Below are 25,952 nucleotides of genomic sequence, written 5' to 3' on the forward strand. Positions count from 1 at the left end.
GCAGCTTAGCGCTGGACGAGCACACCGAAACGCACTAAAACAGCTTCCGTCGAGTCCGAAACAGTCAAGGTGGATCACGCATCACGGCACGAAACGCTGGCTATGCCAGAATTCCTCGTGGCCTGCACGCCAGTCGGAGACTGCCTGGTAACCCTCGCTGAAGATCCTAGACCGTCCCGCTTGCTTGAGCATGATGGTCCAGTTTTGGAATGGGTACTTTTCAGCGTGCTGTCGGACATAGGCGAATCAGCGGTGGAGACTGAAGCCGGTCGGGATCGACGCTAGCCAACGAGCTACTGGAGCGCGCCGGGAATGAACATCAATGTATTGATCAACGCGAACGTGGCGATGCCGTAACCGATGGCAAGGGCAGCAACGGCAAAACCGCGGCCGCGTTCTCCCTTCAACCCAATCTGGCTGAGGGCCATGTGTCCGGACCCCACCGCAAAGACAGCGACAACTGCGGTGCCAAAGATCCAGACGCCGGAGGCGGCGATTAAGGCGAAGATGATGGCCGCGATGGACAGCCGGTTCAGTCGATTTTTCGACGTCGTAGCCGGCACTATTGGCGTACTCATATCGGTTCCCCAAACCTCGTTGTTCAAGCGAGTCTAGTTGGCCCTTCCAGAACCTCAAGCGGATCCGAAAAGTCCGGGTGTCCCCGGTAAGGGTTCCCATAACGGAACCTGTTGGTTACAACGAAGGTGGCGATCCCCGCGGAGTCAACTAGCCAAGCCTGGGCGTCCTGTCGCCCCCAATTCCTGTGCCGCCGGGGTTCATCTCTCCTAGATCCCATACCTTGCTGCACTGGTTAATGGGGTCGTTGAGGAAACCGCACACCCGCTGATGGCTGCGGCTGCTTGCCATCCTCATCCGGGCCGACGATGCGGCCGTCTGCGGAGCGCCCGATCAGGGTTCCCCACCGGGCCGGCAGTAAATGCCGTTTCTAGGCGCCCCTCGCTAGCGGGACGCCTGGTGGCGGCACAACAATAATCATCGAGAATCGCCAGGACGCTCTACGCTTAGGCACCAAGCAGCGTCAGGGAAGTATGAATTGTGGCAATGTGACAGACGGCAGAGGCAACAGCTTTTGGCGGACCTTCGGCTGGATCATAGGACGGGTGGTTGTGGGGTTCATCCTGGCGGGGTTGTGGGCCATGACAAGGGTTATGCCCGCAAAATCGTGACCGGAGCGGAATCGGAACACGGGAGCCGATGCAGCTGCGGATCGCTTCGATAGCTGCCCGTGTGGGTCCTCCGCGGGTTGGATCTTGGGATCCGGGGACCAAGAAATCGATCATTCAGGAGCGACGCTGATGTGTGAAGCATCTAGCTGGGCGTTGATGGTGACGGAGTCTTCGCCGCACGTGAGCCGGAGGCTGCCGTCCAAGGCGACAAGGTGGCAGTCCCGGTCCTTGACTCGCGGGAAACCAGCCAACTCGTCGGCGCTCCGGTGCATGACGTAGTGAAACTCGTCGTACCTGGTGTAGACCGTTACGACATCGCCATCGAACCCATCCTGGGTCACGAGTACGGACTGGCCAGTAGGAGCCGTCAGTTCGACATCGTCGCCGATACCGGCAGCGCCTAGATAGGCGACAAGAACGACCACTGCCAGATAGGGCGCCGCCAGGATGGAGGCGGCGCAGGCTGACCACCCCAGGCTTCGCCGCAGCCATCGCTGGCGGATTCGGCCTATCAGCGAGGAGGCAAGCAGAAACGAGCCCACAGCGCCTCCAAGCAGACTTACCAGCTGAATCCATCCAGTAATCTCGGAGCCGGAAACACCTCGATAAAAGAAAACGACTTGCCGGCCAGCGGCGTCCGAGGCGGACGCGGCCCAAATAACCGTTGCCCACCAGAAGGTGAAACCGGCCGCACCAACAAGCGCCGCGCCCCAGCCTTCACGCCGCGTCATTCATCGTCCGCCGGGGACGGAATCCGCCTAAAAATCAGTTTCATATCTCCCCCAAGACCGTAGATTTTACTATGCCGATCTTAGACAACCGGACGCTCTGCAGTTCATATGTCCCGTCGTGGGATCGTTATTGGGATTCCCGCGACACCACTTATACAGAGAAGAGCACCTCATCATGACCACCGTCCTCGTCGCCGGAGCCACCGGTGACCTCGGCCACCGGATCGTCCGCGAGCTGCTCGCCGCCGACCCCGAAGCCGTCGTTCGTGTTCTGACCCGCCCGGGCGGCGCAACCGCCCAAGCGATGTACGGGGAGCGTGACCGGGTGGAGATTCGCGAGGCCGCCTATACGGACCACGTCGGCCTCGTCGACGCCCTCTCCGGCGCTGAAATCGTCGTGTCCGCAGTCAGCGGCGCGCGCTCCGTGATCCTCGACGCCCAGCAGGCTCTGTTAGCTGCGGCCGTTGGGGCCGGTGTGAAACGCTTCATCCCGTCCGACTACTCGGCTGATTATCGCCGTGTCACCCCGGGCAGCAACCGCAACTTCGAACTGCGCAGGGAGTTCGCTGCCGACCTCGATGCCACGCCGCTCCACGCCACGTCCGTGCTCAACGGCGCCTTCGCGGACATGCTGACCGGACAGGCTCCGATGATCCTTTTCAGGCGGCACAAGATCCTCTACTGGTCCTCGCCGGACCAGCTGCTGGACTTCACCACGAAGGACGACGTCGCCCGCACCGTCGCGCTTGTGGCACTGGACGACGCCGCACCCCGCGTCGTCGAGGTGGCCGGGGACCGCGTAACAGCCCGAGGCATCGCGCGGATCATGACCGAGCTCACCGGCGCTGCGTTCACCACCCAGTGGGCCGGCACCACGGGAATGCTGTCCGGCATGGCCCGGATTGGGCGTCGCGTATCAAAGGACGAGGAGGCGACCTTCCCTGCCTGGCAGGGTATGCAGTACTTCGTCAGTATGTTCAGTGGCGAGGCTCAGCTGCATCACGTGAACAACGACCGCTACGGGCCGCAGGCTTGGACAAGCGTCCGTGACGTCCTCGAGGCGCACGTGAAGGAGGGCGCGACCAAGGGCTGACGATTGAGACAGCTACTCATAGTAATTTCCGCGGCTGTCGTCGGCGCCGTCCTAGGTCAGCTTTTCCCGCGGTCGGGAGTGCTACAGGTGGTTCCCATAGGGATCGGTGTCGGCATATCCATTCGCTTATTCGCACGGCATCTGGCGCGCAAGCAAGGGAATTAGACCGCGTGATCGGGCCCGTATATGGCGCGGGACACATTCATGGAATTGCCGGCTTCGCAGAGACTCCGGCAGCTGAGCCGCCCGCGGTGCGCGCTCGTCGCTACTGAGCGCGGTGAACGTAGAGGTCGCGGAGCAGCGCGATCTCGGCTCCGTGGTGCAGGATCTCCTGGTTCTCCCACCACACGATCGACGGAAACGTCTCCTCTGGATCGCTGCCGTACGGGTAGCTGCTTAGCCCGGTCCGGTCATAGTCGGACTCATCGACACTGAGTAGTACCCGGCGCCAGTCGGCTGCGGCCTGACGGAACCTCTCGATAGCGCCGGCTGCATCTGGTCGTGACTCGTACGTCGCTCGATCGAACGTTCGGTCGCCCCCGAGGTGGTTGGATCGGCCCAGCAGCGTCTCGGAGATGTGGTCAAGCCGCCAGGCGATCGTTGTGAAGGGCGGAGGCCACGGACTTTCGGGGGCGCCGTCTCGCCCCCACTCCCCGGCGCCGATGAGCTTGATGGCGCCCGGTCCGGGCCCATCGGCGCGCCTCCGTACCGACCAGCACGCGTCGACCGGTTCCCAGAGGTACTCGGCGTCCGTCATTACCGGTACGTCGACGTCGCTGTCATCACCCGAGTTGCTGGTGGGCCCGGCGAGGCGAGTGAGAAGTCGTTCCGTCGCCCAGTCGTACTGCTCGAGCAGTGGCTTGAGGCGCTGGTTGGTCATCATGGCACGAAGCCTATACCCCACGAGATGCCGTTCGGCGCCTACGCACGGTTGATGTCCCGGCAGCGGAACCATGCCGTCGGAGCCGGCGGGGCATCCAAAAGCCTGCTCAGCGTGACAGGTAACACCGCTACTCCGCAGCTACTCCCCCGTGGCGGCCGGCCGCAGGGTCCCGATCAGCTGGTCAATCACGCCGGCGTCCTCGATCGTCGAGGGCACCACGTAATCCTCGCCGTCGGCGATCTGGCGCATGGTCTTGCGCAGGATCTTGCCGGACCGGGTCTTCGGCAGGGCCTCGACCACGGTGACGTGCTTGAAGTCTGCGACGGCGCCGATGTCGCGCCGGACCAGGGCGACCAGGTCCTTCACCAGGATCTCCTCGGGCACATCCACCCCGGACTTCAGCACCACGTAGCCGCTGGGGCGCTGGCCCTTCAAGGGGTCCGCGAGCCCGATCACGGCGCATTCGGCCACGGCCGGGTGCTGGCCGATCACCTGCTCCATGGCGCCGGTGGACAGCCGGTGGCCGGCAACGTTGATGATGTCGTCGGTGCGGCCCATCACAAAGAGGTAGCCGTCCTCGTCCCGGTAGCCGGAATCGCCGGTGGCGTAGTAGCCGTCGAAGGCCTGCAGGTAGGAGGAGATGTAGCGCTCATCGTTGCCCCAGAGCGTCGTCAGCGTGCCGGGCGGCAGCGGGAGCGCCAGGACGATGTTGCCCTCGGTCCCCGCCTCGACATCCGTGCCCGCCCCGTCGACGATGTTCAGCTTGAAGCCGGGCATAGGCACACTGGGCGAGCCTGCCTTAATGGGCAGCCCATCGAGGCCGCGCGGGTTGGCGCAGATGGCCCAGCCGGTCTCGGTCTGCCACCAGTGGTCCACCACCGGGACGCCCAGGATCCGGGAGGCCCAGTGGAAGGTGTCGGTGTCCAGGCGTTCGCCCGCGGCAAACAGGGTGCGCAGGCTGGAAATGTCGTACTTCTCGAGCAGCATCGCCTCGGGGTCGGTCTTCCGGATGGCGCGCAGGGCGGTAGGCGCGGTGAACAGCACGTTGACCTTGTGGTCCTGGATGACCCGCCAGAATGCCCCGGCGTCGGGCGTCCCCACGGGCTTGCCCTCGTAGAGGACGGTCGTGGCGCCGGCCAGCAAAGGCCCGTAGACGATGTAGGAGTGCCCCACGACCCAGCCGACGTCGGACGCGGTCCACATGATGTCACCGGGTCCGATGTCGTAGATGTTCTCCAGGGTCCAGCTGAGCGCGACAGCGTGGCCGCCGTTGTCCCGCACGACGCCCTTGGGCGCGCCGGTGGTTCCCGAGGTGTAGAGAATGTAGAGCGGGTCCGTGGCCTTGACATCCACCGGGGCGGCCGGCGCGGCGGCGGCCATCTCTGCGTCCCAGTCAAGCCAGCCTGCGTGGCCGGCCACCGAGGAGGCGAAGCCTTCCCTGGCCTTGACCAGGACCGGAACGTCCGGCGTTCCGGCCAGGCCAAGGGCCTCCTCGACGGCGGGAAGGTATTCGATCCGGCGCGAGGGTTCAATGCCGCCGGAGGCCGTGACGACGGCGGCGGGGGCCGCGTCCCGGATGCGGGCGGCAAGTTCCTTGGGCGCGAAGCCGCCGAAGACGACCGAGTGGACAGCGCCGAGCCGGGCCGTGGCGAGCATGGCGATCGCCGCTTCCGGGATCATCGGCATGTAGATCACAACGCGGTCGCCCTTGCCGACCCCCTGGCCGCGGAGGACCCCGGCGAACCGGGCGACGAGGTCCGTCAGCTCCGCATAGCTGTACCGCCGCTGCGTGCCGAGCATCGCGGAGTCGTAGATCAGGGCGTCCTGCCCGCCCCGTCCTTCCGCGACGTGACGGTCCAGCGCGTTATAGGAGGTATTCAGGATCCCGTCCGGGAACCAGTCGTACAGCGGCGCCCGGCCGGAGTCGAGCGCACGCTGCGGCGGCGCGGACCACGAGAGCTTTTCCGCGGCGTCCAGCCAGAATGCTTCGGGCGTCTCCAGGCTGCGCGAGTAGCTGTCCCGGTAGTTCTTCGTAACCATGAAAGTGAGTCCCGTCCACGACGTTGTGATGGAGCTCATGGTAGCCCCGCCCGGGCACGCTACACAAGACTTATGTATACAAAAGGGTCGCCCTTGAACCGCTGAATGGCGGAATGCTGGGCAAATTGAACTTGCGTGTATACACTGGATCCGTCAGTCAACGAAGGAGTCGGGATGCGTGCGAGCGACAAGGCCTATGCGGCCCTGCGTGAGGACATCATTGAATGGCGCCTCCTGCCCGGGACGGTCCTCGCCGAAGTGGAGCAATCCGAGCGGCTCGGCATCTCCCGCACACCCCTGCGGGAGGCCCTCAGCCGGCTCAGCGCGGAAGGCCTGACGACGACGGCGGGCGGCCGCGGCGTCGTCGTCACCGGCATTTCGCTGGAGGACATCGACGAACTCTTCGAACTTCGCGAAACTCTCGAGGGCAGGGCCGCGGCCCTGGCCGCCGAACGCGGTGACGCCGCCACCTTTGAACAGCTCCGCGACGAACTCCGCGACGCCCCGGCGCTGATCAGCGGCGAGGATCCGGCCCGGCACGCTTACTACGGGCTGGTCGGCCGGCTGGACACGGCCATCGACGCCGCGATCCAGAACTCCTACCTTGCCCAGGCGATGCGCAGCCTGCGCGTCCACCTGGTCCGGGTCCGCCGGCTGGCGGCCGACGACGCCGAACGGCTCACCGCCGCCGCCGCCGAGCACGCCGCCATCGCCGAGGCGATCGCCGCCGGCAATCCCCGCCTGGCCGAGGCCGCAACCACGCTTCACCTGCACCGCAGTCTTTCCCACGTCAAAGCCACCCACGTACCTCACTAACTAAGGAGCATCATGGTCAAGGAACACCACGTCCGCGTTTACAAGAGCGAGGAAAACCTGCCCCGCGAGGATCAGCTCGCCTTCAAGATCGCGACCGTCGCCGCGGATCCCGTCGCCGTCTCCGACGAAGTCACCGACATGGTGATCAACCGCGTCATCGACAACGCCTCGGTGGCCATCGCCTCGCTGAACCGCGCGCCGATCGTCGCGGCCCGCGCCCAGGCGCTCACCCACGGCCCCACCACCGGCGGCAAGGGCTCGAAGGTCTTCGGCATCGAGGAACGCGTCTCCCCCGAATGGGCGGCGTGGGCCAACGGCGTTGCCGTCCGTGAACTCGATTACCACGACACCTTCCTCGCCGCGGACTACTCCCACCCGGGTGACAACATCCCGCCGATCCTCGCGGTCGCCCAGCACGTGGGCTCCAGTGGCCAGGACCTGATCCGCGGCATCGCCACCGGCTACGAGATCCAGGTCAACCTGGTCAAGGCCATCTGCCTGCATAAGCACAAGATCGACCACGTCGCGCACCTCGGCCCCGCCGCCGCCGCCGGCATCGGCACCCTGCTGGGGCTCGACGTCGAGACGGTCTTCCAGTCCGTCGGCCAGGCCCTGCACACCACCACCGCCACGCGGCAGTCCCGCAAGGGCGAGATCTCCACCTGGAAGGCGCACGCCCCCGCGTTCGCCGGCAAGATGGCCGTCGAGTCCGCGGACCGGGCCATGCGCGGCCAGACCTCCCCCGTGCCGATCTACGAGGGCGAGGACGGCGTCATCGCCTGGATGCTGGACGGCCCGGACGCCTCCTACATGGTGCCGCTGCCGACGCCGGGCGAAGCCAAGCGCGCCATCATGGACACGTACACCAAGGAGCACTCGGCCGAATACCAGGCGCAGGCGTGGATCGACCTTGCCCGCAAGCTCCACGGCGAGCACCCCGAGGTCACCGACCCGGCCAACGTGGCGTCCGTGCTGATCAAGACCAGCCACCACACGCACTACGTGATCGGCTCCGGCGCCAACGATCCGCAGAAGTACAGCCCCACGGCCAGCCGCGAAACGCTGGACCACTCCATCCCGTACATCTTCACTGTCGCCCTTCAGGACGGCGCCTGGCACCACGTGGATTCCTACGCCCCGGAGCGCGCCGCGCGCCCGGACACCGTGGACCTCTGGCACAAGGTCACCACCGTCGAGGACCCGGAATGGACCCGCCGCTACCACTCCCTCGACATCGCGGAGAAGGCCTTCGGCGGCACGGTTGTCATCACACTCACGGACGGCACGGTCATCACCGACGAGATCGCCGTCGCCGACGCCCACCCGCTGGGCGCCCGGCCCTTCGCACGGGAACAGTACGTGAACAAGTTCCGCACCCTCGCCGCAGGACTGGTCGCTGAAGAGGAAATCGAACGCTTCCTGGCCGCCGCCGCCCGCCTGCCCGAACTGGCCGCCGGCGAGCTGGACCAGCTCAACATCAAGGCCGCCGACGGCGTGATCGACCTGGCCGCAGCCCCGAAGGGACTCTTCTAAATGCTGTACTCGAAGGTCACGCCGGAGCAGAAGCGGATCCGTTTCCGCGAGCTCCTGGCGTCCGGGACGATCCAGCAGTTCCCGGGCGCGTTCAACCCGCTCTCGGCCCGGCTGATCGAGGAGAAGGGCTTCGCCGGGGTCTACATTTCCGGCGCCGTCCTGGCCAACGACCTGGGCCTGCCGGACATCGGGCTGACCACGCTCACCGAGGTGGCCACCCGCGCCGGGCAGATCGCGCGGATGACGGACCTGCCGGCAATCGTCGACGCCGACACCGGATTCGGCGAGCCGATGAACGTGGCCCGGTCGGTCCAGGAACTCGAGAACGCCGGCCTGGCCGGCCTGCACATCGAGGACCAGTTCAACCCGAAGCGCTGCGGCCACCTCGACGGCAAGAACGTCGTGGACCTGGACACCGCCACCAAGCGCATCCGGGCGGCGGCCGATGCCCGGCGCGACCCGAACTTCCTGATCATGGCGCGGACCGACATCCGTGCCACGGACGGGCTGACGGCCACGCAGGACCGCGCCAAAGCGCTCGTGGAGGCCGGTGCCGACGCCATCTTCCCGGAGGCTATGAAGGACCTCAGCGAGTTCCAGGCCATCCGGGACGCCGTCGACGTGCCGATCCTGGCCAACATGACCGAGTTCGGCCAGAGCGCGCTGTTCACGGTGGAGCAGCTCGCCGGCGTCGGCGTCAACATGATCATCTACCCGGTGACGCTGCTCCGTAGTGCCATGGGCGCTGCGGAGCGTACGCTGGAATCGATTAGGGCTGACGGTACCCAGGAAGCCCAGGTCGGGAACATGCTGACCCGGGCGCGTTTGTATGACCTCGTGGACTACGAGGCCTACAACAGCTTCGATACCGGGGTTTTCAATTTCCAGATCCCGGGACAGTAAACCCCGCATCGGGCTTCCGGCTCCGGCCGGTCCAACACAGGCGACAGGAACAAAGGAGTTTCAGCATGGCTGAACAAGAGATCAAAAAGGGCCTCGCCGGCGTCGTGGTGGATTACACCGCGGTCTCCAAGGTGAACCCGGACACCAATTCGCTGCTATACCGCGGATACCCCGTGCAGGAACTGGCCGCCAACTGCAGCTTCGAGGAAGTCGCCTACCTGCTCTGGAACGGCGAACTGCCCACCCCGGAGCAGCTGGCGGAGTTCACGGCGCGGGAACGCGCCGGGCGTGCGATCGATCCGGTGGTGAAGCAGGTGGTGGACGCATTGCCCACCACCTCGCACCCGATGGACGTTTGCCGTACCGCGGCCTCCGTCATGGGCGCCCGGCACCCGCTCGCGGAGGATTCCTCGCGGGAGGCCAACATGGCCAAAGCGGTGGACCTCTTCGCGGCCATGCCGGCGATCGTGGCCTACGACCAGCGCCGCAGGCACGGCCAGGATGTCGTGGCTCCCCGCGACGACCTGGGCTACTCCGCGAACTTCCTTTGGATGGCCTTCGGCGAGGAACCCGTCCAGGAAGTCGTTGAGGCCTTCAACGTCTCGATGATTCTGTATGCCGAGCACTCCTTCAACGCCTCCACCTTCACGGCCCGCGTGATCACCTCGACCCTGTCGGACCTGCATTCGGCCGTGACCGGGGCGATCGGGGCGCTCAAGGGCCCGCTGCATGGCGGCGCGAACGAGGCCGTCATGCACACCTTCGACGAGATCGGCATCCGGCCGGAGGAGTCGCTGGAGGAGGCCCACACCCGCGCGAAGGCGTGGATGGAGGACGCCCTGGCGCACAAGAAGAAGGTCATGGGCTTCGGGCACCGCGTCTACAAGCACGGCGACTCCCGCGTGCCCACGATGAAGGCCGCCCTGGACAAAATGATCGCGCACTACGGCCGGCCGGAACTGCTGGGGCTGTACAACGGCCTGGAAACGGCGATGGACGAGGCGAAGGCCATCAAGCCGAACCTCGACTACCCGGCCGGACCCACGTACCACCTGATGGGCTTCGACACCCCGACGTTTACTCCCCTGTTCGTCGCCAGCCGCATCACCGGCTGGACCGCGCACATCATGGAGCAGTTGGACTCGAACTCCCTCATCCGCCCGCTGAGCGAGTACAACGGCGTCGAGGAACGGCACCTGCCGTAGTCCCGGTTCCTGCAGCAAGAACGACGGCGGGCCGGTCACCTGGAAAGGTGGCCGGCCCGCCGTCGTTGGTTTCTAGTCCTGCATCTCCAGGCTGAGGATCATGGCCTTGAGCTTCCTGTACTCGGGAGTCAGCATGTAGTCCTTGGCTTCGGCCATAGAGTTGAAGATGGGGTCATCGTGCGCGGGACTCTGGGCAGCGCGGTTGGCAAAGGACAGGGTGCCCTTGGGCGCACCGGTGACGAAGGAGTACATCAGGCAACTGTCCTTCAGCTGTCCGCTGACACTGTCGACCAGCCCTATTTGGTAGTCGAAGGCACCGCCGTCGGCCCGCATATCCAGGACGCGGTAAGAAAACCGCACGCCGGCCGCCGTGGCCCACGGCCTGTCCAGGACGGGCGCCTTGTCAAGTTCGGTCATTGCGTAGGGACCCGGACCGCAGGCGCCGCCAACGCCACCGGTGGCGCCGTGATACAGCTCCGCCACTTGCATCCTGGCTTCGTTGAAGACGATGATGCGGGTTCCCGGATAGTCGACGGGCCGGACTGTGGACTCCTCCACCGTCCAGCCGTCGGGTAGGTCGAACGAGACTCCGGCGGAGGCGCTGACATACCGCCCGGCCGCGGGTCCGGCGCCCGCGCCGTCAGTTGCCGGGGCTGCAGACGCCGACGGCGGCACTGATGCCGACGTCGCAACGGTAGGCGACGGCGTCGTGGTCCCTGCGGCGGACGCTGTCGGCGCCACCACGCCGGCACTCGCCGCCGGTGCCGGCGAGGAGGCAAGATTTCCGGTTACCAGCACTCCGGCGGTGGCCGCGGCCGCGGCAACGGCCGCGATCGCAACTACCCACGGCCAGCGGCGGCGGTTGGGAGCGGCGGAATCCCGCGCCATTCCGTCGTCGCTGAAGACGCCCGTTCCCGTGCTGTCATCCTTGGTCAAATCCATGCCAGTCCCCCGTTAGCTTCGTTTGTTCGAATTGCAGGCTACCTGTTTGGCAGGGACCTGTTTGTCACGCCGCGCCGGAGCGTTTGGGCCAAAGACGGCGTCGGGCTGGCCGCCAACTGACCAAGGTGAACCGGGACGGCCCGAGGCGCGATCCCTTGTAACCGCTGAGCTCCTGAACCTTCGCTTCCTTCTGGGGATCTCCAGTACCACCTCATCGAGGACCCTGAAGGGGGTCGGCGTCGCGCACCCGCCTTCGGCACGGTCGTAGATCAGATAGACCCGCGGAAAGCCGTCTTTGTGAATGGCGACAAACGCCCGTTCGAGCTCCGAAAGCACGTTCCCCCTGAAAACCAGCGTCTTGAAGTCCGGCCCGGTCCCCGCGGTTACATTCGAGGGGGAATTCTCTCAACCGACGCCACCGTTTCGTTGTCCTCGTTGAGGACCACGACGACGTCGATCCGCTCACCTGCCAGGGCGGGAGGCAGCCAGTGCTCGGCGTCCTGCCACATGCGGTGCAGCGGCAGCGCTCCAACGTCGAACCATTCGGGCGTGATCTCCGGGCTTTCCGCGGGTTCGCCTTCCCAGGATCTGGCGGTGAACAGCCTGCACGACATGTTCCACTCCGTCCTGGAGGGAAAGATGAATTCGACGAGGCCGGCATGGGCCAGGTCCTCCTGCCGGACGACGACGCCGGCTTCCTCCCAGACCTCCCGGACGATGGCCTCGACGTCGCTCTCCCCCGCTTCCACGTGGCCGCCAATGCCCACGATCTTGCCCGTGCCGAAGCCGGTCCGCTTCAGGCCCAGCAGCACGTCTGTACCGCGCTCCGACTCACGGAGCAGGAAGCAGAGGGTGACCGGCGTGGACGTCATGTGCTCAACCCTATATCCGGCGCGGGGTGCCGCGGCTATCCGGCTGCCGGCCCGTCGCCCACGAGCTGGGGACGCAGTTCGACCGGTATCCCGTTCTGCCCGAATTGCTTGTCCATGGCCTGCTGCGGCGTGAGGCCTTCGTTGTTCGTGGCCTGGAACTCCCAGTTAAAGACGCTGGACCAGGGTTGCCGGACATCGCAGAGGAAACGGCCATTCTGCAGTTTGGCGATCTTGAACCAGGCGTTGCCGCCGTCGAGCTTTAGTGCCCTGATCCCGTCATCGGAGATGGAGTAGGCGAGCCATCCGCCGGCGCAACCCAGCACCGTGTAGTAGCCCTGTTCCGCGGGTGCAATCGGGATGATCGCCCGCACCTGGTCACTGCGCTGCTGGTCGACGTTGTCCAGAGTGCATGCGACACCGCCGGTACTCAAAGCGGTAGGACTCGCTTTCGTGGGAGACGCCGTAGGGGCGGCGCGGGACGGGGTGGAGCTGGCGGAGACAGTAGGCGTCGGGCTGCCCGTCTGGGCCGGTCCTGGGGCCGGCTGCGGCATCAGGTTGCCGCCAACGACGACGGCGGCCACGACAGCCGCAGCGGCAAGGACGGTCGCCGCCGCAGTCCGCATGCGCCTGCGCCGCGCCGGGGTGCGCCCTGCAAGGCTGACAACATTCGGATCGGTGGAGTAGACAATCGAGCGGGCGGCGTGGCTGACCGGCGTTGAGCCCGGTACTTCCACCCGCGGCTTGGCATCCCTCATGAGCTGTTCGATGCGGTCCATGGCTAGTCCATCCGTTCGGTCATGAGGTGGGCCGGGGCGGCCTTCGCGAAAGCGCGGCGTGCCCGGTGCAGGCGGACCGCGGCAGCGGAAGGAGAACATCCCAGCGTCTGCGCGAGTTCGGCGGTGGTCAGATCGTCCCAGTAGCTGAGCATAAGAACCTCGCGGTCCCGCTCCCTTAGCTGCACCAGCACTGCTGCCACGGCCGCCTGTTCTTCAGTGTCTGCTCCAGGGATCTGGCTGCGGGCCTCTTCCTTCAGCCGGTCGGTGAGTTCCTGGCGCCGCCGTCGTCCCTTGTATTCATTGCCGATCACATTCCGGGCGGTGGCCAGCAGCCAACCAATGCCGGGCGGCTCCGACAGTTGCTTCTGCCAGGCAATTCTGAAGACGTCCGCCGCCAGTTCCTCGGCGCGGTGGCGGTCATTGATGCGGCAGGCAATGTAGCCGTAGACCCGGGCGGAATGCTGAGTGTGCAGGTCAATGAACGCTTGCTCTTTGGCGGCCAGCATGGTGTTTCCCCCGGACATCGGATGACTTCTTCCTAATGACTAAGTGTCCCGTGAAGAGTTCTTTCTTACACGCGGACAAGAAAAACTTAGCGGGCCGAGGATTCTGGCAGGATGTGGTGATGCCATTCACGCTGCGCGAGGCCGCGCTTTCCGACGCATCCCAGATCGCTGAACTCCATGTGGCCACCTGGCGGGAGGCCTACTCCCGTTTGCTCCCGGCGGACTTCTTCACCGACGAGCACGTCCAGGGCCGCCACCAAATGTGGACTCACATCCTCCGGAATCCACGCGAGAAATGGACTATCAGAATCGCGGAGAGCAGGGGGCAGATCATCGGCTTCGCGTTCGCCGGCCCCAGCTTCAGCCCCGAGAGCCAGCAGCTCCCGCGCGATCGTCAGGTGTTCAGCATCTATGTAGCGGCAGCGCACCATGGCACCGGGGTGGGACAGGCGTTGCTTGACGCCACGGCGGGTGATGCTCCCGCGATGCTGTGGGTTGCGAAGGATAATCCTCGGGCAGTGGCGTTCTATCGTCGCAACGGATTTGAATTCGATGGGGCGGAGCAGACCGACCCGGGCGCTCCAGACATTGTCGCCGCCCGGATGGTGAGATGATCCGGCAACCGTCAATGGCTTCTGGTGAGACTCAAGCGGCATACATTCGGGCCATTGCCTCTCGTGCGGGGCCCCTCACCGTCAACGGGAGCACCGCGCCGGCGGGTAAGTCCGCAGTGGCAGCGGCCCACAGGACGCCCCAGAAATCATCTTCTCCAACGGGCATGCGCGTGGGGCGACGTATGAACCAGTCATAGCCCCGGGGCCGGGGCGGCAGTCCGGCATCCGCGAGGTAGGAGTCGATGTCATCGTCGATCGATTTCAGGTCGGCGCTGGTCAGAGCGAAGCGCTCATGCTGCTCGCTGCCGTCCGACCGGCTTTGGACGACGATGCCGTGACGCTGACGGGCGGCGGTGCGGACGCGGACAAAGTTGCCATCTCCTGCCGCCCAGACGGCCAGGGCGCCCCAGCCGTTTTCAGTGGCCACGATCCAGCCGGCGGGAGCCGCGTCAGCCTCCGGGCATGCCCATTCGTCATTGCTCATACGGGATATTCTCTATCGACCGGACAAATCAGGAAACCGAACTCGAAAATCCCAAGGGGAAGCCAAAAGGGTTCTTCGGAAAAGCTTTGTCGGACCGGCCAAGTGGCGGGACGTGGCTTTAGCCCAGCGCCCTAGGATGCGCGGCGGCATAGATCTCCCGCAGGGTGTCCGCGGTGACCAGGGTGTAGACCTGCGTGGTGGTCACGGAGGCATGGCCCAGCAGTTCCTGCACCACCCGGACGTCCGCCCCGCCCTCGAGCAGGTGCGTGGCAAAGGAGTGCCTCAGGGTGTGCGGCGAGACGTCCTTGGTGATGTTGGCCTTCTCGGCGGCCGTCTTCAGGATCGTCCAGGCGCTCTGCCGGCTGATCCGTCCGCCGCGCGCGTTCAGGAACAGCGCTGGGGTCCCCTTGCCCTTTGCGGCCAGCAGCGGCCGGCCACGGACGAGGTAGGCATCGAGGGCACGGGCACCGAACGAACCGAGCGGCACCAGCCGTTCCTTGGAACCTTTGCCGAAAAGGCGGACAATCGCCGGGCCGGGCTCCTCCGCCGCTCCCGGCGTCTGCAGGGAGATGTCGTCGACGTCGAGGCCCACCGCCTCGCTGATGCGGGCGCCCGTCGAATACAGGAACTCCAGGAGGGCCCGGTCGCGGAGCCCCGTGGCCGTGTCGGTTCCTGCCGCCTCCAGGATCCTCGTCACCTCGTCGACGCTGATGGCCTTGGGCAGGCGTTTGCCGGGCATGGGCGGGTGGACGTCGCTTGCGGGGTCGGTGGGAGTGACACCTTCGAGGGCCCAGAACTTGTGGAGTCCGCGGACAGCCACCACCGTCCGGGCCGCCGATCGGATGCCCAGGGCCGATCCGCCGTCGGACCCGTCTGAGAGCGCCTGGACGAAACCGGTGACGTCATGCCGGGTGATCTCGGCCGGGCGCTGGCGGCCGGTCCGGGCGAGGTGCCGGGCGTACCGGGCGAGGTCCCGGCGGTAGGCGGAGAGGGTGTTTGCCGCGAGTCCGCGTTCGACCCCCATGTGTTGCAGGTAGTCTGTGATGGCGCGGTCGATTGCTGTCAGCGGCCGCGCCGGAGGCTGCGTGCGGGTGGTGGCATGCGCCGGCTTGGCGGCCGCAGAAGACGCCGTGGCCTGCAGGGGCGCAGGAGCCAGCGGCGCCACAGTCAGCGGTTCCGCCATCAGCGCTGGCTGGGGTGCGCGGGCCACGGCGCGTCGCCCGGGCGGAGGCCCTGGAAGTTGCCGTCCCGGGCGGCCGCGGCGGCGAGAATTCCGACGACGGCGGACGGGTTGTGCAGGCGCCCCTCCAGCACGGCTGCTACGGCGTCATCGAGCGGAATCCAGTGCAACTCGATTTCGGCTTCCTCGTCGGTGCGGACGTGGAGTTCGTGGCCGGGCACGTCGCTCAGGCTCCGGGCGAGGTAGATGCGGATGGCTTCGCTGGAGGACCCCGGGGAATTGAAGAAATCGGCCAGCACGTTCCACTGCCCGGCGACGAGGTCGGCTTCCTCGGCCAGCTCGCGGGCCGCGCCAACGACGAAATCCTCGCCTTCAACATCGAGGAGCCCGGCCGGAATCTCCCACAGGTCCATCCCGACGGGGTGTCGGTACTGCTTGATCAGCAGCACCTCGCCGTCGTCGTTCATCGGCAGGACTGCCACCGCGCCGGGGTGGTCGATGTAGTCGCGGACGAGCGGATCGCCGTCGTCGTTGAGCTGGAAACTGTCACTGACCACATCCCAGATCCGGCCTTCATAGACCGTCCGGGAAGACAAAAGACGGCGCGGGCTCGGTTCGTCCGAAACCTGCCGTGCAGCATTGGGGGTCTCAGGGTTACCGGGCATCGCGCCGTCCTTTGATTCAGTTGGGTGTTACTTCGACACTGCCGGGGAAGGCTTGGCCGCCGGCTTGGCAGCGGCGGCAGCGGGCTCGCCCGAGCCGTGCTGGTGCTCCAGTGCGGCCTTGACCAGTCCCGAGAACAGCGCGTGCGGCCGGGTCGGGCGTGAGCTGAGTTCCGGGTGTGCCTGCGTGGCCACGTAGTACGGGTGGACTTCGCGGGGAAGTTCGACGTACTCCACGAGCTTGCCGTCGGGCGACGTCCCGGAGAACACCAGTCCCTGGGCTGCAATCTGGTCGCGGTACTTGTTGTTGACCTCGTAGCGGTGGCGGTGCCGTTCGCTGACCTTCGTGGTGCCGTAGGTCTCTGCGACCACGGACCCTTCGTCCAGCTTGGCCTCGTAGAGTCCCAGGCGCATGGTGCCGCCCAGGTCGCCCTTGCCGTCCACGAAGTCCAGCTGCTCTTCCATGGTGGCGATGACCGGGTACTTGGAGTCCGGCTCGAATTCGGAGGAGGAGGCGCCTTCGAGGCCGACCACGTTGCGGGCGTACTCGATCACCATGCACTGCAGGCCAAGGCAGAGACCCAGGACCGGAAGCCTGCTTTCTCGGGCGTACTTCAGCGCGCCGAGCTTTCCTTCGAGTCCGCGGATGCCGAAGCCGCCGGGAACACAGATCGCGTCGACCCCGTCCAGGGACTTGACGGCGCCTTCGTGGGTGTCGCATTCGTCCGAGGGGACCCAGCGGATCTTGACCTTGGTGTCATTGGCGAAGCCGCCGGCGCGCAGGGCCTCGGTCACGGACAGGTAGGCGTCCGGCAGGTCGATGTACTTGCCGACCAGGGCGATCTCAACCTCGTGCTTGGGGTTGTGGACCGCGTCCAGGAGCCTGTCCCAGCTGGTCCAGTCAACGTCCTTGAACGGCAGGTCCAGGGCACGGACGATGTAGGAATCCAGTCCCTGGGAGTGCAGGGTCTTCGGGATGTCGTAGATGCTCGGGGCATCCGGGCATCCGATGACAGCGTCGATGTCGACGTCGCACATGCGGCCGATCTTGTCGCGCATGGCCTGCGGCACTTCGCGGTCCGAACGGATCACGATCGCCTCGGGCTGGATGCCGATGGAACGCAGCGCGGCAACGGAGTGCTGCGTCGGCTTGGTCTTCAGTTCCTGCGACGGGCCGATGTACGGCACGAGGGAGACGTGGAGGAAGAACACGTTGCCGCGGCCGATGTCCTGGCGGACCTGGCGGGCGGATTCGAGGAACGGCTGCGACTCGATGTCGCCGACGGTGCCGCCGATCTCGGTGATGATGACGTCGGGGGCGTGCTTGCCCTCGGCGGGAAGCCGCATGCGCCGCTTGATCTCATCGGTGATGTGCGGGATGACCTGGACGGTGTCGCCGAGGTATTCGCCGCGGCGTTCCTTGGCGATCACGGTGGAGTAGACCTGGCCGGTCGTGACGTTGGCCGAGCCTTCGAGGTTCTCATCGAGGAAGCGCTCGTAGTGGCCGATGTCGAGGTCCGTTTCGGCGCCGTCGTCAGTGACGAAGACTTCGCCGTGCTGGAAGGGGTTCATCGTGCCCGGATCCACATTCAGATAGGGATCGAGCTTTTGCATTGTTACAGACAAGCCGCGTGCCCGCAGGAGGTGACCGAGGCTCGAAGCCGTCAGTCCCTTACCGAGCGAGGACGCCACACCACCGGTGACGAAGATGTGTTTGGTCGTCTTGGACGAGTCCGGAAACCGGGAATTTACACGGGAATTTGATCGCTGCACCACGGAGTTCGAGCCTATCATCAATTCGTCCTTCAAGGGATCTGTTCGCGGCAAGCCGCTGTGATTGTCATCCCGGCAGCGTCCCGCCGCCGGTGGTGTGTTCAGCCCGGGGTGATCATGCCTGCGGCAGGAGCCTGGCGTCGTCCAGCAGTTCCTGGGCGTGGGCCTGGGCGGATTCGGAGTCTTCCTGGCCGGCCAGCATGCGGGCCAGCTCCCGGACACGCTCTGCGGCGTCGAGAAGCTGGACGTCACTGGAGGTGAAGCCGGTGGCCGTGGCCCCGTCGGCGCCGCGCACGGACGTCTTGGTGACCCGGATGTGCTGGTCGGCGAATGCCGCCACCTGCGGCAGGTGCGTCACCACGAGCACCTGGACGTGCCGGGCGAGCATTGCCAGCCGGCGGCCGATTTCGACGGCGGCGCGGCCGCCCACGCCGGCGTCGACCTCGTCGAACACGAAGGTGGGGACCGGGTCGACGGCGGCGAGCACCACTTCGATGGCGAGCATCACGCGGGACAGTTCACCGCCGGAGGCGCCCTTGCCCAGCGGGCGGGCGGGGGCGCCGGAGTGCGGCTGGAGCAGGAAGGAAATCTCGTCCGCGCCGTACGGGCCGGGCGGGCCGCCGGACTCGACATTGATCACCAGGGTGGCGTCCGCCATCGCCAGGGCCTTGAGCTCGGCGCTGACGCGGGCGGAGAGGTCCTTGGCTGCCTTCTTCCGCAGCTTGCTGACGGCGGCGGCCTGTTTGACCAGCTCCGCCCCGGTGCGGGTGACGTCGGCGTCCAGCGCCTCGATCCGAGTGGAGTCGTCCTGCAGCTCCAGGAACCTCCTCCGGGCCTCCTCAGCCCACACCAGCACTTCGTCGATGCTCGGAGCGTACTTGCGCACCAGCTTCGCCAGGGCGGCGCGGCGGTCCTCGATCTCGGCGAGCCGTTCCGGGCCCTCGGTGTCAAGGGCGGCCTGGTAGCTGGCGAGTTCGGTGGCGATGTCGTTGAGCAGGAAGCCCACCTCGGCCAGCCGGGCGGCCGCGGAGCCGAGCTCCTCGTCGTGTTCGGCGACGTGCTCAAGGGTGCGTTTGGCGGCGTCGACCAGGGCCGTGGCGTCGCTGCCTTCGCCGAAGTCCTCCGCGATGAGGGCCTGGTGCGCGGTGCTGGCCGCGATCCGGAGTTCCTCGACGTTGGCGAGCTTGACCGCCTCGGCCTTGAGCGACTCGTCCTCCCCCGGCTGCGGGTCGACGGCGTCGATTTCTGCCAGGGCAACCTCGAGGGATTCGGCCTCGCGGAGGCGCTCCCGGGCGGCGCTGCGGAGCTCATCGAGCTCGGCCTGGCTGGACTTCCAGCGGGCGTGGAGCTCCTGGTAGCTGCCAAGGGTTGCGGCGAGGGTCTCCCCCGCGAATTTGTCGAGGGCACCGCGCTGCGCCACCGGGCTCTTGAGCCGGATCTGTTCGGACTGGCCGTGGACCACCACGAGGGTTTCGCCGATCTCGCCGAGCACTCCCACCGGCGCGGCGCGTCCGCCCAGGTAGGCGCGGCTGCGCCCGTCCGCGCCGACGCTGCGGGCGAGCAGCAGTTCGGCGCCGCCGTCGAACTCCTCGACGTCTGCTCCGGCCTCACGGGCGCGTGCCACGGCGGGGTGGCCGGCGTCGAGCTTCACGGTGGCCTCGGCGGAGGCGCTTTTAGCGCCGCTGCGGACGGCGCCGGCGTCGGACCGAGCCCCGAGCAGCAGCCCGACGGCGGTCACCACCATAGTCTTGCCGGCACCTGTCTCACCGGTCACGACGCTCAGGCCGGGGCCGAGGGGCAGCGTGGCGTCGGTAATGACGCCCAGGTCGCGGATTCTCAGTTCTTCAAGCATGGGTCACTTCGCAGTCGATGGATCGGTGGTCTCGCCTGGCCCTGCGGGCGGCGGCCCGGCCTGCGGCGGCGTGGGAAGAGGGGGCATCGGCCTTGGTGTGCGGATGACGGGCACCGGCCCCGTGTGGATGGTGGCGGCCTGCGGCATGGGTCCGCGCCAGCCCTGGATGGGCAGCTCGAATTTGCGGACCAGGCGGCCGGAGAAGGGCGTCTGGTGTGTGCGGGCGAGCCGCACGGGCGTGGCGGAGCGGGTTACTTCCACACGCGCTCCGGGCGGGAGGTCCACCGAGCGGCGGCCGTCGCACCACAGCACGCCCTGGGCATTCGTGCGGTTCAGGATTTCCACCGCGAGCCGGGACCGGGGCGAGACCACCAGCGGCTTGGCGAAGAGCGCGTGGGCGCTGATCGGCACGATCAGCAGCGCCTCTACCTCGGGCCACACCACCGGACCACCGGCCGAAAAGGCGTAGGCGGTGGAGCCGGTGGGCGTGGCGAGGACAACGCCGTCGCAGCCGAAGGAGGTGAGGGGGCGTTCGTCGACTTCGGTGACCACCTCGAGCATCCGTTCCCGGTTGCCCTTTTCGATCGCGGCCTCGTTGAGGGCCCAGGTGTGCCAGATCTTTTGCCCGCGGACCCAGACCTGGACGTCGATGGTCATCCGCTCTTCCACCGTGTATTCGCGGCTCGCGATCCATTCGACGGTCTGGGCGAGGTCCGCCCGCTCGCTCTCGGCCAGGAAGCCGACGTGGCCGAGGTTGACGCCGAGCAGCGGCACGTCGACCTCGCGCACCAGCTCTGCTGCGCGGAGGATGGTGCCGTCGCCGCCGAGCACCATGACGAGTTCGACGTCGGGCAGCATCACGTGGTCATGGAGAATCTCGACGGGCTGGTCGAGGCGTCCGAAGAAGCGGACCATGTCGCCGAGCTCTGTTTTGAGCATCACGGGAACGATGCCGGCGTCGTGGAGCCGGGCGCACGCTTCCCAGGCAGCTTTGAGGGACTCCTCGCGGCCTGTGTGGGCAAGGATGAGGACGCGCCTGCTCATCGGGTTCCGCCTTCTGGTGTTTCTAGTTCTTGGGCCAGATTGATCCGAGTAACGCAGCAACGGCTGCGTCCCGCTCTTCGATCTTAGGCAGGTCTGTTCCAATCCCGCGTCTTATCCACAGGAAGTACTCGACGTTTCCGTCCTGGCCGGGCAGCGGGCTGCTGGCCAGTCCTTTCAGTTCCAGCCCGGCATCCATGGCCGCCGCGGCCACTTTGGTCACGGCGAGGCGGCGCTCCCGGTCGGAGGTGACGACGCCGGTGCGGCCCAGCCGGTCCTTGCCGATCTCGAACTGCGGCTTGACCATCAGGACCAGGTCCCCGCCGGGTTCTGTGCTCGCCGCCAGGGGTGCCAGCACGAGGGTGAGGGAGATGAAGGACAGGTCCGCCACCGTCAACGCCACGGGACCGCCGATCTCTGCCGGGGCCATGTAGCGGACGTTGAGGCCTTCGTGGACGGAAACCCGGGGGTCGTTGCGGATCGCGGGGACCAGCTGGTCATGCCCGACGTCGACGGCGACGACGTGGTCCGCGCCGCGGCGCAGCAGCACGTCGGTGAAACCGCCGGTGGAGGCGCCTGCGTCGAGGCACCGCTTGCCGGCGACCTTGACGGCGGGAAAGGCGTCCAGCGCACCGGCCAGCTTGTGCCCGGCGCGGCTGACGTAGTTGTCCTCGTTGGAGGCAGCAACGTCGAGGCTCGTGTCGTCGCCGATCTGGAGGGATGCCTTGGCCAGCACTTCCCCGTTGGTAGTGACTTTGCCTTCGGCGATGAGGCGGGCGGCATGGGTGCGCGACCTCGCCAGCCCGCGGCTCACGAGGGCCTGGTCAAGCCTGCTCATTCGCGGAGTCTCCCGGTGAAGTGGTGGTGACGGATTCGTTCAGGGCGGCCAGCAGGTCATCGTGCAGTCCGGCATAGACCTCCCCGTGCCGGGCCACCGGCAGGTCCTGCAGTTCGGTGAGGCGGTCCAGCAGGGCGTCGACGGCGGGATCCTGGGAGCCGGCGTCTGCTGCGGCTTCGGCGGGCTCCGCCGGGGCCGGAGTCGCCGGCCGGGCCGGAGTCGCCGGCCGGGTGACCTGGGCTTCTCCCCTGTTGGGATCCGGTTCGGTGACGTGGTTCGGCTCGGTCATGGTCCCCAGTCTAGTAATCAAACCCGTCTAGTGATCCAGCCATTTGAGGACCGGCGCCAGGGCGGCGGCGGTCTCCGGGTTGGCCGTCCACCAGGCTGAACACGCGGCCCGCCAGGCATCGAGGTCGCCCGGATCGCCGGTGACCCTTACCGTCTGCCCGTCGACGACGGCGGAGGCCTCGCCGCACCGGTGCTGCCCGCCGTCGGACTCCAACACCGGGTACGGGCGGTAGAGGTCTGTGAGGTCGTTGATGAGATAGTCGGGCCGTTCCAGGGTGCGGGCGGCCAGGATCGACTCCCTCGTGTCGACGCCGGTCAGCACGGCGACCGTGGCGAAGCCGGCGTTGTTGCCGCCGAGGATATCGGTGTCCAGACGGTCGCCGACGACGAGCGGCCGATCGGCAGCAAGGCGTTTTGCGGCAGCGTGGAACAACGGCGCTTCCGGCTTCCCGGCGACCAGTGGACGCTGCCCGGTGGCAGCCGACACGGCAGCAACCAGGGTCCCGTTGCCGGGGGCAATCCCCCGGGCCTGGGGAATGGACATGTCCGTGTTGGTGGCCACCCACAGGGCGCCGCCGGCGACGACATAGGCAGCTTCCGCCAGGTCTTTCCACCCGATGTCCGGATGGAAGCCCTGCACGACGGCGACGGGCCGCTCCGACTCGCTGCGGACCGGAACCAGCCCGGCGAGTTCGATCTCCTGCGCCAGGGAGGCCCCGCCGGTGATCAGCACGCGGGCACCGGCCGGCAGCAGGGACGCCAGCAGCTCGCCCGCGGCCTGCGACGAGCTGACCACCTGGTGGTCCTCCGCCGGGGCGCCCAGCTCGCGCAGGTGCTGTGCCACCTGCGCGGGTGTCCGGGAGGCGTTGTTCGTGACGTAGCCGAGGCCGACGCCGATCCCGGCGAGCCGGCTCAGGGATTCCACGGCGCCGGGTATGGCGTGCGGGCCCGCATAGACGACGCCGTCGAGATCAGCGAGGAGTGCGTCGAAGGCAGAGATCAGCTCCGGTGCGGCCATGTCCGGTCAGCCCTCGGAGCGCTGCTGGTCGCGGGAGTCTTCGTCGTGGAACTCGTCGTGGCTGGTCTCGCCGGAATCGTCGCCGGTGAGGACCTCGGAGCGGTCCAGGGCGTCAGGTTCGACGGAGTCCTCATCGGACTCGGCGTCGTCGGACTCCCAGAAGTCGGATTCGGCGTCGTCGGATCCTGCGTCCTGGGCGTTCGCGGCAGAGTCATTCGTTTCCGGGAGCCCGGCAACAGCCTCGGCGCTGGCAGCACGGGGCGTCTGCGCCTGGTCCGCCGCAGCGGACCGCTGGGCAGTCTGCTCGGCGACGAGCCTACGCTGCTGTGCTTCCTCGCGGGCTTCCTCTTCCTCGTCCCAGCCGAGGTCGATGATGTCGGGGTCCTCGGAGAGGTCGAGGCCGAGGGCGTTCTCGGCAACGACGGCCTGGCGCTGCCATTTCTCGGCTTCCGTGTCGCGGCCTACCGCGGCAAGGGCATCGGCGTAGGCGCGGAAGAGGCGCGGGCTGTAGGAGAACGCCCGGTTGATGTCCAGCTGGACGATTTCCAGTTCGGAGACAGCAGCATCCAGCTGGCCCAAATCGGTGCGGGCGCCGGCGGCCACGATGGCAAGTTCCGCCTTGCCGGGGGCGTCGAGGTCCTTGGCTTCCTCGGAACGTGCCATCTCCAGGGCGCGGTCGGGCCGGCCGAGTCCGCGTTCGCAGTCTGCCATGACGGGCAGGTGCATGTTGGAGCCGCTTATCCGCCGGTAGGTGCGGAACTCGCGGAGGGCTTCACCATAGTGGCCGGCAGCGTAGGCGGTGAGGCCCACGGCTTCGCGGACGGCGGCGAGGCGGCCACCGCGGCGGCTGGCCGCGAGGGCGTGCTGGAAGGCGAGCTCGGGTTCGTCGTCGATCAGGCGCCCGGCCATCACGAGGTGGCGGGCCACCCATTCGGCGCTGTTGTCCTCAAGAGTCTTGATCTGGTGCTGCGTGGCGCGGTCCAGTTCTTTGCCCGTGACGTCGTCGTCGATCTGCGGTGAACGCTCGCGGTCGGGACTGTTGGCGCTGCGCAGATCCCTGGCGTTGGGTACGCGGACCGGGCGGTCTTCCGCCCTGTCGCGGCCGAACTGGCGGGGGCCGGAGTCGCCGCGGTCAAAGCCGCGAGCCGGACGGTCATCACGGTCAAAGCTGCGCGCCGGACGGTCATCACGGCTGCCGAAAGGCTTGCGGTTGTCGCCGCCGCTGTAGGGCTTGCGGTCACGGTCGCCGCCACCGCTGTACGGCTTACGGTCGCCCTCACGCGGAGCGCGGTCACCATAAGGCTTCCGGTCACCGCCGCCGCTGTACGGCTTACGATCACTGGTACCACCGGCACCAAAGCTGCGACGCTCCCCGCCACCCTCACGCGGGCCACGGTCACCATAAGGCTTACGATCTCGATCGCCGCCGCCGCTGTACGGCTTACGATCGCTCGTGCCACCGGCACCAAAGCTGCGACGCTCCCCGCCACCCTCACGCGGGCCACGGTCACCATAAGGCTTACGATCTCGATCGCCGCCGCCGCTGTACGGCTTACGATCACTGGTACCACCGGCACCAAAGCTGCGACGCTCCCCGCCACCCTCACGCGGGCCACGGTCACCATAAGGCTTACGATCCCGGTCACCACCACCGCTGTACGGCTTACGATCACCTTCACGGGCGGGTCGGTCACCGTGGGGCTTACGATCCCGGTCGCTGGACGAGCCCTGGGATCCCCCAGCGCCGCGGTCATCGCGGGCACGGTACCCACGGGGGTCGCCGCCGGAGTTGTTGGTGCCGCGGAATCCGCCGCCGCCCGAATTGCGTCCGCCGCCGAAGTTGCCGCGATCGTTTCCGCCGCGATTACCGTCGTTATGCTCAGCCATGCTGGATTCCTCCTGTTATGAGCTGACCACTGGCGCAATCGCAGCCGCTCTATTCCGTGTCTCGTTCCTACGCAACCCGAAATCAAGCGCTTCGAAGTCCGTACATCTCATCCAATTCTAGGCGAGTCCCCTGCGGGCGACTAACGGCAACGGACCAAACGGCCGCAGCGGTGGCAAGTCTCACAGACGGCGTCCAGGCGCAAGCGCGGCTAGGCGGAGGGCAGCACTGCCGACGCTCCCGAGCTCCGGCAGGTTATGTACCAACGCTCCTGCAGCTCCGGCGGCATCCGCCCGGATGCTCCCGTAGATCCGGCGGTGTCCGGGGCAACGCTGCCGCGGATAGCGCCGGAACTTCGGGAGGCCGACGACGGCGGCATCCGGCCGGCTGCTGGCCTGTCGCGCGCGGTTCGGAGGTGGGTGGGGCCGCTGTGGTTGCCGGCGATGGTGTGGACCCCTGGACGCTCCGGCAGGATTTGCGGGAGGGTTGGACCTTTTGCCCCCGGGTGTGCGGGAGGGTTGGGGTGTGGCCGGCATGATCTGCGGTGAGTGGGCAGTTGGCGGCAGTGTTGGTGCGTGACATTGCCGTGAACTGCTGCCTCGACGGTGTGCCCTCGGGTATGCGGGAGGGGTTGGACCGTATGCGGGAGGGTCCTGGTTGTGGTTTGTGGGTTAAATGCGCGAGAGCCCCAACCTGTGGTTGGGGCTCTCGACCGTGTAATGATGTTCCGGCGGTGACCTACTCTCCCACACCCTCCCGGGTGCAGTACCATCGGCGCTGTGGGTCTTAGCTTCCGGGTTCGGAATGGGACCGGGCGTTTCCCCCACGCT

Annotated in this window: 23 protein-coding genes, 1 rRNA gene and 1 pseudogene; 6 read left to right on the top strand and 19 right to left on the bottom strand. The window is 66.9% G+C overall.

From position 1 onward, the window contains the following. Window positions 1-293: 293 nt before the first annotated feature. Entirely contained in the window at window positions 294-605 is a 312-nt protein-coding gene (locus AC1DC5_RS12865) for a DUF4190 domain-containing protein (RefSeq protein ID WP_476865397.1), read from the bottom strand. 692 nt (window positions 606-1,297) lie between these two features. Continuing rightward, the gene (locus AC1DC5_RS12870; protein WP_441405309.1) at window positions 1,298-1,918 is read right to left on the bottom strand and encodes a hypothetical protein; all 621 of its coding nucleotides are present in this window, start codon (window positions 1,916-1,918) and stop codon (window positions 1,298-1,300) included. Window positions 1,919-2,093: 175 nt separating this feature from the next. Between AC1DC5_RS12870 and AC1DC5_RS12875 the strand changes: the two genes are divergently transcribed. Continuing rightward, window positions 2,094-3,011: an NmrA family NAD(P)-binding protein gene (locus AC1DC5_RS12875; protein ID WP_476865398.1), complete on the top strand. Its 918-nt coding sequence runs from the start codon at window positions 2,094-2,096 to the stop codon at window positions 3,009-3,011. Window positions 3,012-3,276: 265 nt separating this feature from the next. On the opposite strand, the gene AC1DC5_RS12880 is transcribed toward AC1DC5_RS12875, so the two are convergent. Continuing rightward, a complete protein-coding gene (locus AC1DC5_RS12880) occupies window positions 3,277-3,915 on the bottom strand; it encodes a DinB family protein (RefSeq protein ID WP_476865399.1) in 639 nt (212 codons plus the stop codon). Between the two features lie 117 nt (window positions 3,916-4,032). Next, window positions 4,033-5,934 (bottom strand): AMP-binding protein, encoded by a 1,902-nt coding sequence (locus tag AC1DC5_RS12885; protein WP_476865425.1) that lies wholly within the window; start codon window positions 5,932-5,934, stop codon window positions 4,033-4,035. 174 nt (window positions 5,935-6,108) lie between these two features. Between AC1DC5_RS12885 and AC1DC5_RS12890 the strand changes: the two are divergent. The 4 genes and pseudogenes from AC1DC5_RS12890 to AC1DC5_RS12905 all read left to right on the top strand — a co-directional run. Beyond that, a pseudogene (locus AC1DC5_RS12890) lies at window positions 6,109-6,767 on the top strand (GntR family transcriptional regulator); the annotation flags it as partial. Then, on the top strand, window positions 6,763-8,283 hold the full coding sequence (locus AC1DC5_RS12895; RefSeq protein WP_476865400.1) for an MmgE/PrpD family protein: 1,521 nt from the start codon (window positions 6,763-6,765) through the stop codon (window positions 8,281-8,283). The pseudogene AC1DC5_RS12890 and the gene AC1DC5_RS12895, both read left to right, overlap by 5 nt. Next, complete coding sequence (gene prpB / locus AC1DC5_RS12900; protein ID WP_441405305.1) at window positions 8,284-9,186, top strand: methylisocitrate lyase; 903 nt, start codon at window positions 8,284-8,286, stop codon at window positions 9,184-9,186. 65 nt (window positions 9,187-9,251) lie between these two features. Then, window positions 9,252-10,391, top strand: a complete 1,140-nt coding sequence (locus AC1DC5_RS12905) for a bifunctional 2-methylcitrate synthase/citrate synthase (RefSeq protein WP_441405304.1) — start codon at window positions 9,252-9,254, stop codon at window positions 10,389-10,391. A 72-nt stretch (window positions 10,392-10,463) separates the two neighbouring features. Here AC1DC5_RS12905 and AC1DC5_RS12910 read toward each other — a convergent pair whose 3' ends face one another. The 4 genes from AC1DC5_RS12910 to AC1DC5_RS12925 form a co-directional block, all read right to left on the bottom strand. Continuing rightward, a complete protein-coding gene (locus tag AC1DC5_RS12910; protein ID WP_476865401.1) occupies window positions 10,464-11,333 on the bottom strand; it encodes a hypothetical protein in 870 nt (289 codons plus the stop codon). Between the two features lie 383 nt (window positions 11,334-11,716). Next, window positions 11,717-12,205, bottom strand: a complete 489-nt coding sequence (locus AC1DC5_RS12915; RefSeq protein WP_476865402.1) for an 8-oxo-dGTP diphosphatase — start codon at window positions 12,203-12,205, stop codon at window positions 11,717-11,719. A gap of 35 nt (window positions 12,206-12,240) precedes the next feature. Beyond that, complete coding sequence (locus AC1DC5_RS12920) at window positions 12,241-12,981, bottom strand: hypothetical protein (RefSeq protein WP_476865403.1); 741 nt, start codon at window positions 12,979-12,981, stop codon at window positions 12,241-12,243. A 2-nt stretch (window positions 12,982-12,983) separates the two neighbouring features. Beyond that, a complete protein-coding gene (locus AC1DC5_RS12925) occupies window positions 12,984-13,505 on the bottom strand; it encodes an RNA polymerase sigma factor (RefSeq protein ID WP_476865404.1) in 522 nt (173 codons plus the stop codon). A gap of 32 nt (window positions 13,506-13,537) precedes the next feature. Between AC1DC5_RS12925 and AC1DC5_RS12930 the strand changes: the two genes are divergently transcribed. Next, the gene (locus AC1DC5_RS12930) at window positions 13,538-14,101 is read left to right on the top strand and encodes an N-acetyltransferase family protein (protein WP_476865405.1); all 564 of its coding nucleotides are present in this window, start codon (window positions 13,538-13,540) and stop codon (window positions 14,099-14,101) included. A 31-nt stretch (window positions 14,102-14,132) separates the two neighbouring features. Here AC1DC5_RS12930 and AC1DC5_RS12935 read toward each other — a convergent pair whose 3' ends face one another. From AC1DC5_RS12935 to rrf, 11 genes are all read right to left on the bottom strand, one after another. Then, entirely contained in the window at window positions 14,133-14,585 is a 453-nt protein-coding gene (locus AC1DC5_RS12935) for a DUF5956 family protein (RefSeq protein WP_476865406.1), read from the bottom strand. Window positions 14,586-14,703: 118 nt separating this feature from the next. Then, window positions 14,704-15,768 (bottom strand): site-specific tyrosine recombinase XerD, encoded by a 1,065-nt coding sequence (gene xerD / locus AC1DC5_RS12940; RefSeq protein WP_476865407.1) that lies wholly within the window; start codon window positions 15,766-15,768, stop codon window positions 14,704-14,706. After that, window positions 15,768-16,430, bottom strand: coding sequence for an NUDIX domain-containing protein (locus tag AC1DC5_RS12945; protein WP_476865408.1), 663 nt, complete (start codon window positions 16,428-16,430; stop codon window positions 15,768-15,770). Before AC1DC5_RS12945 ends, xerD begins: the two co-directional genes overlap by 1 nt. A 27-nt stretch (window positions 16,431-16,457) precedes the next feature. Further along, complete coding sequence (locus AC1DC5_RS12950; RefSeq protein ID WP_476865409.1) at window positions 16,458-18,221, bottom strand: CTP synthase; 1,764 nt, start codon at window positions 18,219-18,221, stop codon at window positions 16,458-16,460. Window positions 18,222-18,315: 94 nt separating this feature from the next. Beyond that, a complete protein-coding gene (gene recN / locus AC1DC5_RS12955) occupies window positions 18,316-20,052 on the bottom strand; it encodes a DNA repair protein RecN (RefSeq protein WP_476865410.1) in 1,737 nt (578 codons plus the stop codon). Window positions 20,053-20,055: 3 nt separating this feature from the next. Next, complete coding sequence (locus AC1DC5_RS12960) at window positions 20,056-21,096, bottom strand: NAD kinase (protein ID WP_476865411.1); 1,041 nt, start codon at window positions 21,094-21,096, stop codon at window positions 20,056-20,058. 22 nt (window positions 21,097-21,118) lie between these two features. Then, complete coding sequence (locus AC1DC5_RS12965) at window positions 21,119-21,931, bottom strand: TlyA family RNA methyltransferase (protein ID WP_476865412.1); 813 nt, start codon at window positions 21,929-21,931, stop codon at window positions 21,119-21,121. Beyond that, the gene (locus AC1DC5_RS12970; protein ID WP_476865413.1) at window positions 21,918-22,220 is read right to left on the bottom strand and encodes a hypothetical protein; all 303 of its coding nucleotides are present in this window, start codon (window positions 22,218-22,220) and stop codon (window positions 21,918-21,920) included. Before AC1DC5_RS12970 ends, AC1DC5_RS12965 begins: the two co-directional genes overlap by 14 nt. 27 nt (window positions 22,221-22,247) lie before the next feature. Continuing rightward, window positions 22,248-23,237: an HAD-IIA family hydrolase gene (locus tag AC1DC5_RS12975; protein WP_476865414.1), complete on the bottom strand. Its 990-nt coding sequence runs from the start codon at window positions 23,235-23,237 to the stop codon at window positions 22,248-22,250. Window positions 23,238-23,243: 6 nt separating this feature from the next. Then, window positions 23,244-25,124, bottom strand: coding sequence for a hypothetical protein (locus AC1DC5_RS12980; protein WP_476865415.1), 1,881 nt, complete (start codon window positions 25,122-25,124; stop codon window positions 23,244-23,246). A 723-nt stretch (window positions 25,125-25,847) separates the two neighbouring features. Next, window positions 25,848-25,952: ribosomal RNA gene (gene rrf / locus AC1DC5_RS12985) — 5S ribosomal RNA — on the bottom strand; the annotation flags it as partial.

Source organism: Arthrobacter sp. 10L424 (genome assembly GCF_056395325.1).

Bases quoted from the DNA above. Each gene is read 5' to 3' on its own strand.
- AC1DC5_RS12870 (WP_441405309.1), bottom strand. From the start codon at position 1,918: ATGACGCGGCGTGAAGGCTGGGGCGCGGCGCTTGTTGGTGCGGCCGGT.
- AC1DC5_RS12965 (WP_476865412.1), bottom strand. From the start codon at position 21,931: ATGAGCAGGCTTGACCAGGCCCTCGTGAGCCGCGGGCTGGCGAGGTCG.
- recN (WP_476865410.1), bottom strand. From the start codon at position 20,052: ATGCTTGAAGAACTGAGAATCCGCGACCTGGGCGTCATTACCGACGCC.
- AC1DC5_RS12980 (WP_476865415.1), bottom strand. From the start codon at position 25,124: ATGGCTGAGCATAACGACGGTAATCGCGGCGGAAACGATCGCGGCAAC.
- AC1DC5_RS12975 (WP_476865414.1), bottom strand. From the start codon at position 23,237: ATGGCCGCACCGGAGCTGATCTCTGCCTTCGACGCACTCCTCGCTGAT.
- AC1DC5_RS12920 (WP_476865403.1), bottom strand. From the start codon at position 12,981: ATGGACCGCATCGAACAGCTCATGAGGGATGCCAAGCCGCGGGTGGAA.
- AC1DC5_RS12915 (WP_476865402.1), bottom strand. From the start codon at position 12,205: ATGACGTCCACGCCGGTCACCCTCTGCTTCCTGCTCCGTGAGTCGGAG.
- xerD (WP_476865407.1), bottom strand. From the start codon at position 15,768: ATGGCGGAACCGCTGACTGTGGCGCCGCTGGCTCCTGCGCCCCTGCAG.
- AC1DC5_RS12905 (WP_441405304.1), top strand. From the start codon at position 9,252: ATGGCTGAACAAGAGATCAAAAAGGGCCTCGCCGGCGTCGTGGTGGAT.
- AC1DC5_RS12970 (WP_476865413.1), bottom strand. From the start codon at position 22,220: ATGACCGAGCCGAACCACGTCACCGAACCGGATCCCAACAGGGGAGAA.
- prpB (WP_441405305.1), top strand. From the start codon at position 8,284: ATGCTGTACTCGAAGGTCACGCCGGAGCAGAAGCGGATCCGTTTCCGC.
- AC1DC5_RS12945 (WP_476865408.1), bottom strand. From the start codon at position 16,430: ATGCCCGGTAACCCTGAGACCCCCAATGCTGCACGGCAGGTTTCGGAC.
- AC1DC5_RS12925 (WP_476865404.1), bottom strand. From the start codon at position 13,505: ATGTCCGGGGGAAACACCATGCTGGCCGCCAAAGAGCAAGCGTTCATT.
- AC1DC5_RS12960 (WP_476865411.1), bottom strand. From the start codon at position 21,096: ATGAGCAGGCGCGTCCTCATCCTTGCCCACACAGGCCGCGAGGAGTCC.
- AC1DC5_RS12935 (WP_476865406.1), bottom strand. From the start codon at position 14,585: ATGAGCAATGACGAATGGGCATGCCCGGAGGCTGACGCGGCTCCCGCC.
- AC1DC5_RS12885 (WP_476865425.1), bottom strand. From the start codon at position 5,934: ATGGTTACGAAGAACTACCGGGACAGCTACTCGCGCAGCCTGGAGACG.
- AC1DC5_RS12875 (WP_476865398.1), top strand. From the start codon at position 2,094: ATGACCACCGTCCTCGTCGCCGGAGCCACCGGTGACCTCGGCCACCGG.
- AC1DC5_RS12950 (WP_476865409.1), bottom strand. From the start codon at position 18,221: ATGATAGGCTCGAACTCCGTGGTGCAGCGATCAAATTCCCGTGTAAAT.
- AC1DC5_RS12895 (WP_476865400.1), top strand. From the start codon at position 6,763: ATGGTCAAGGAACACCACGTCCGCGTTTACAAGAGCGAGGAAAACCTG.
- AC1DC5_RS12910 (WP_476865401.1), bottom strand. From the start codon at position 11,333: ATGGATTTGACCAAGGATGACAGCACGGGAACGGGCGTCTTCAGCGAC.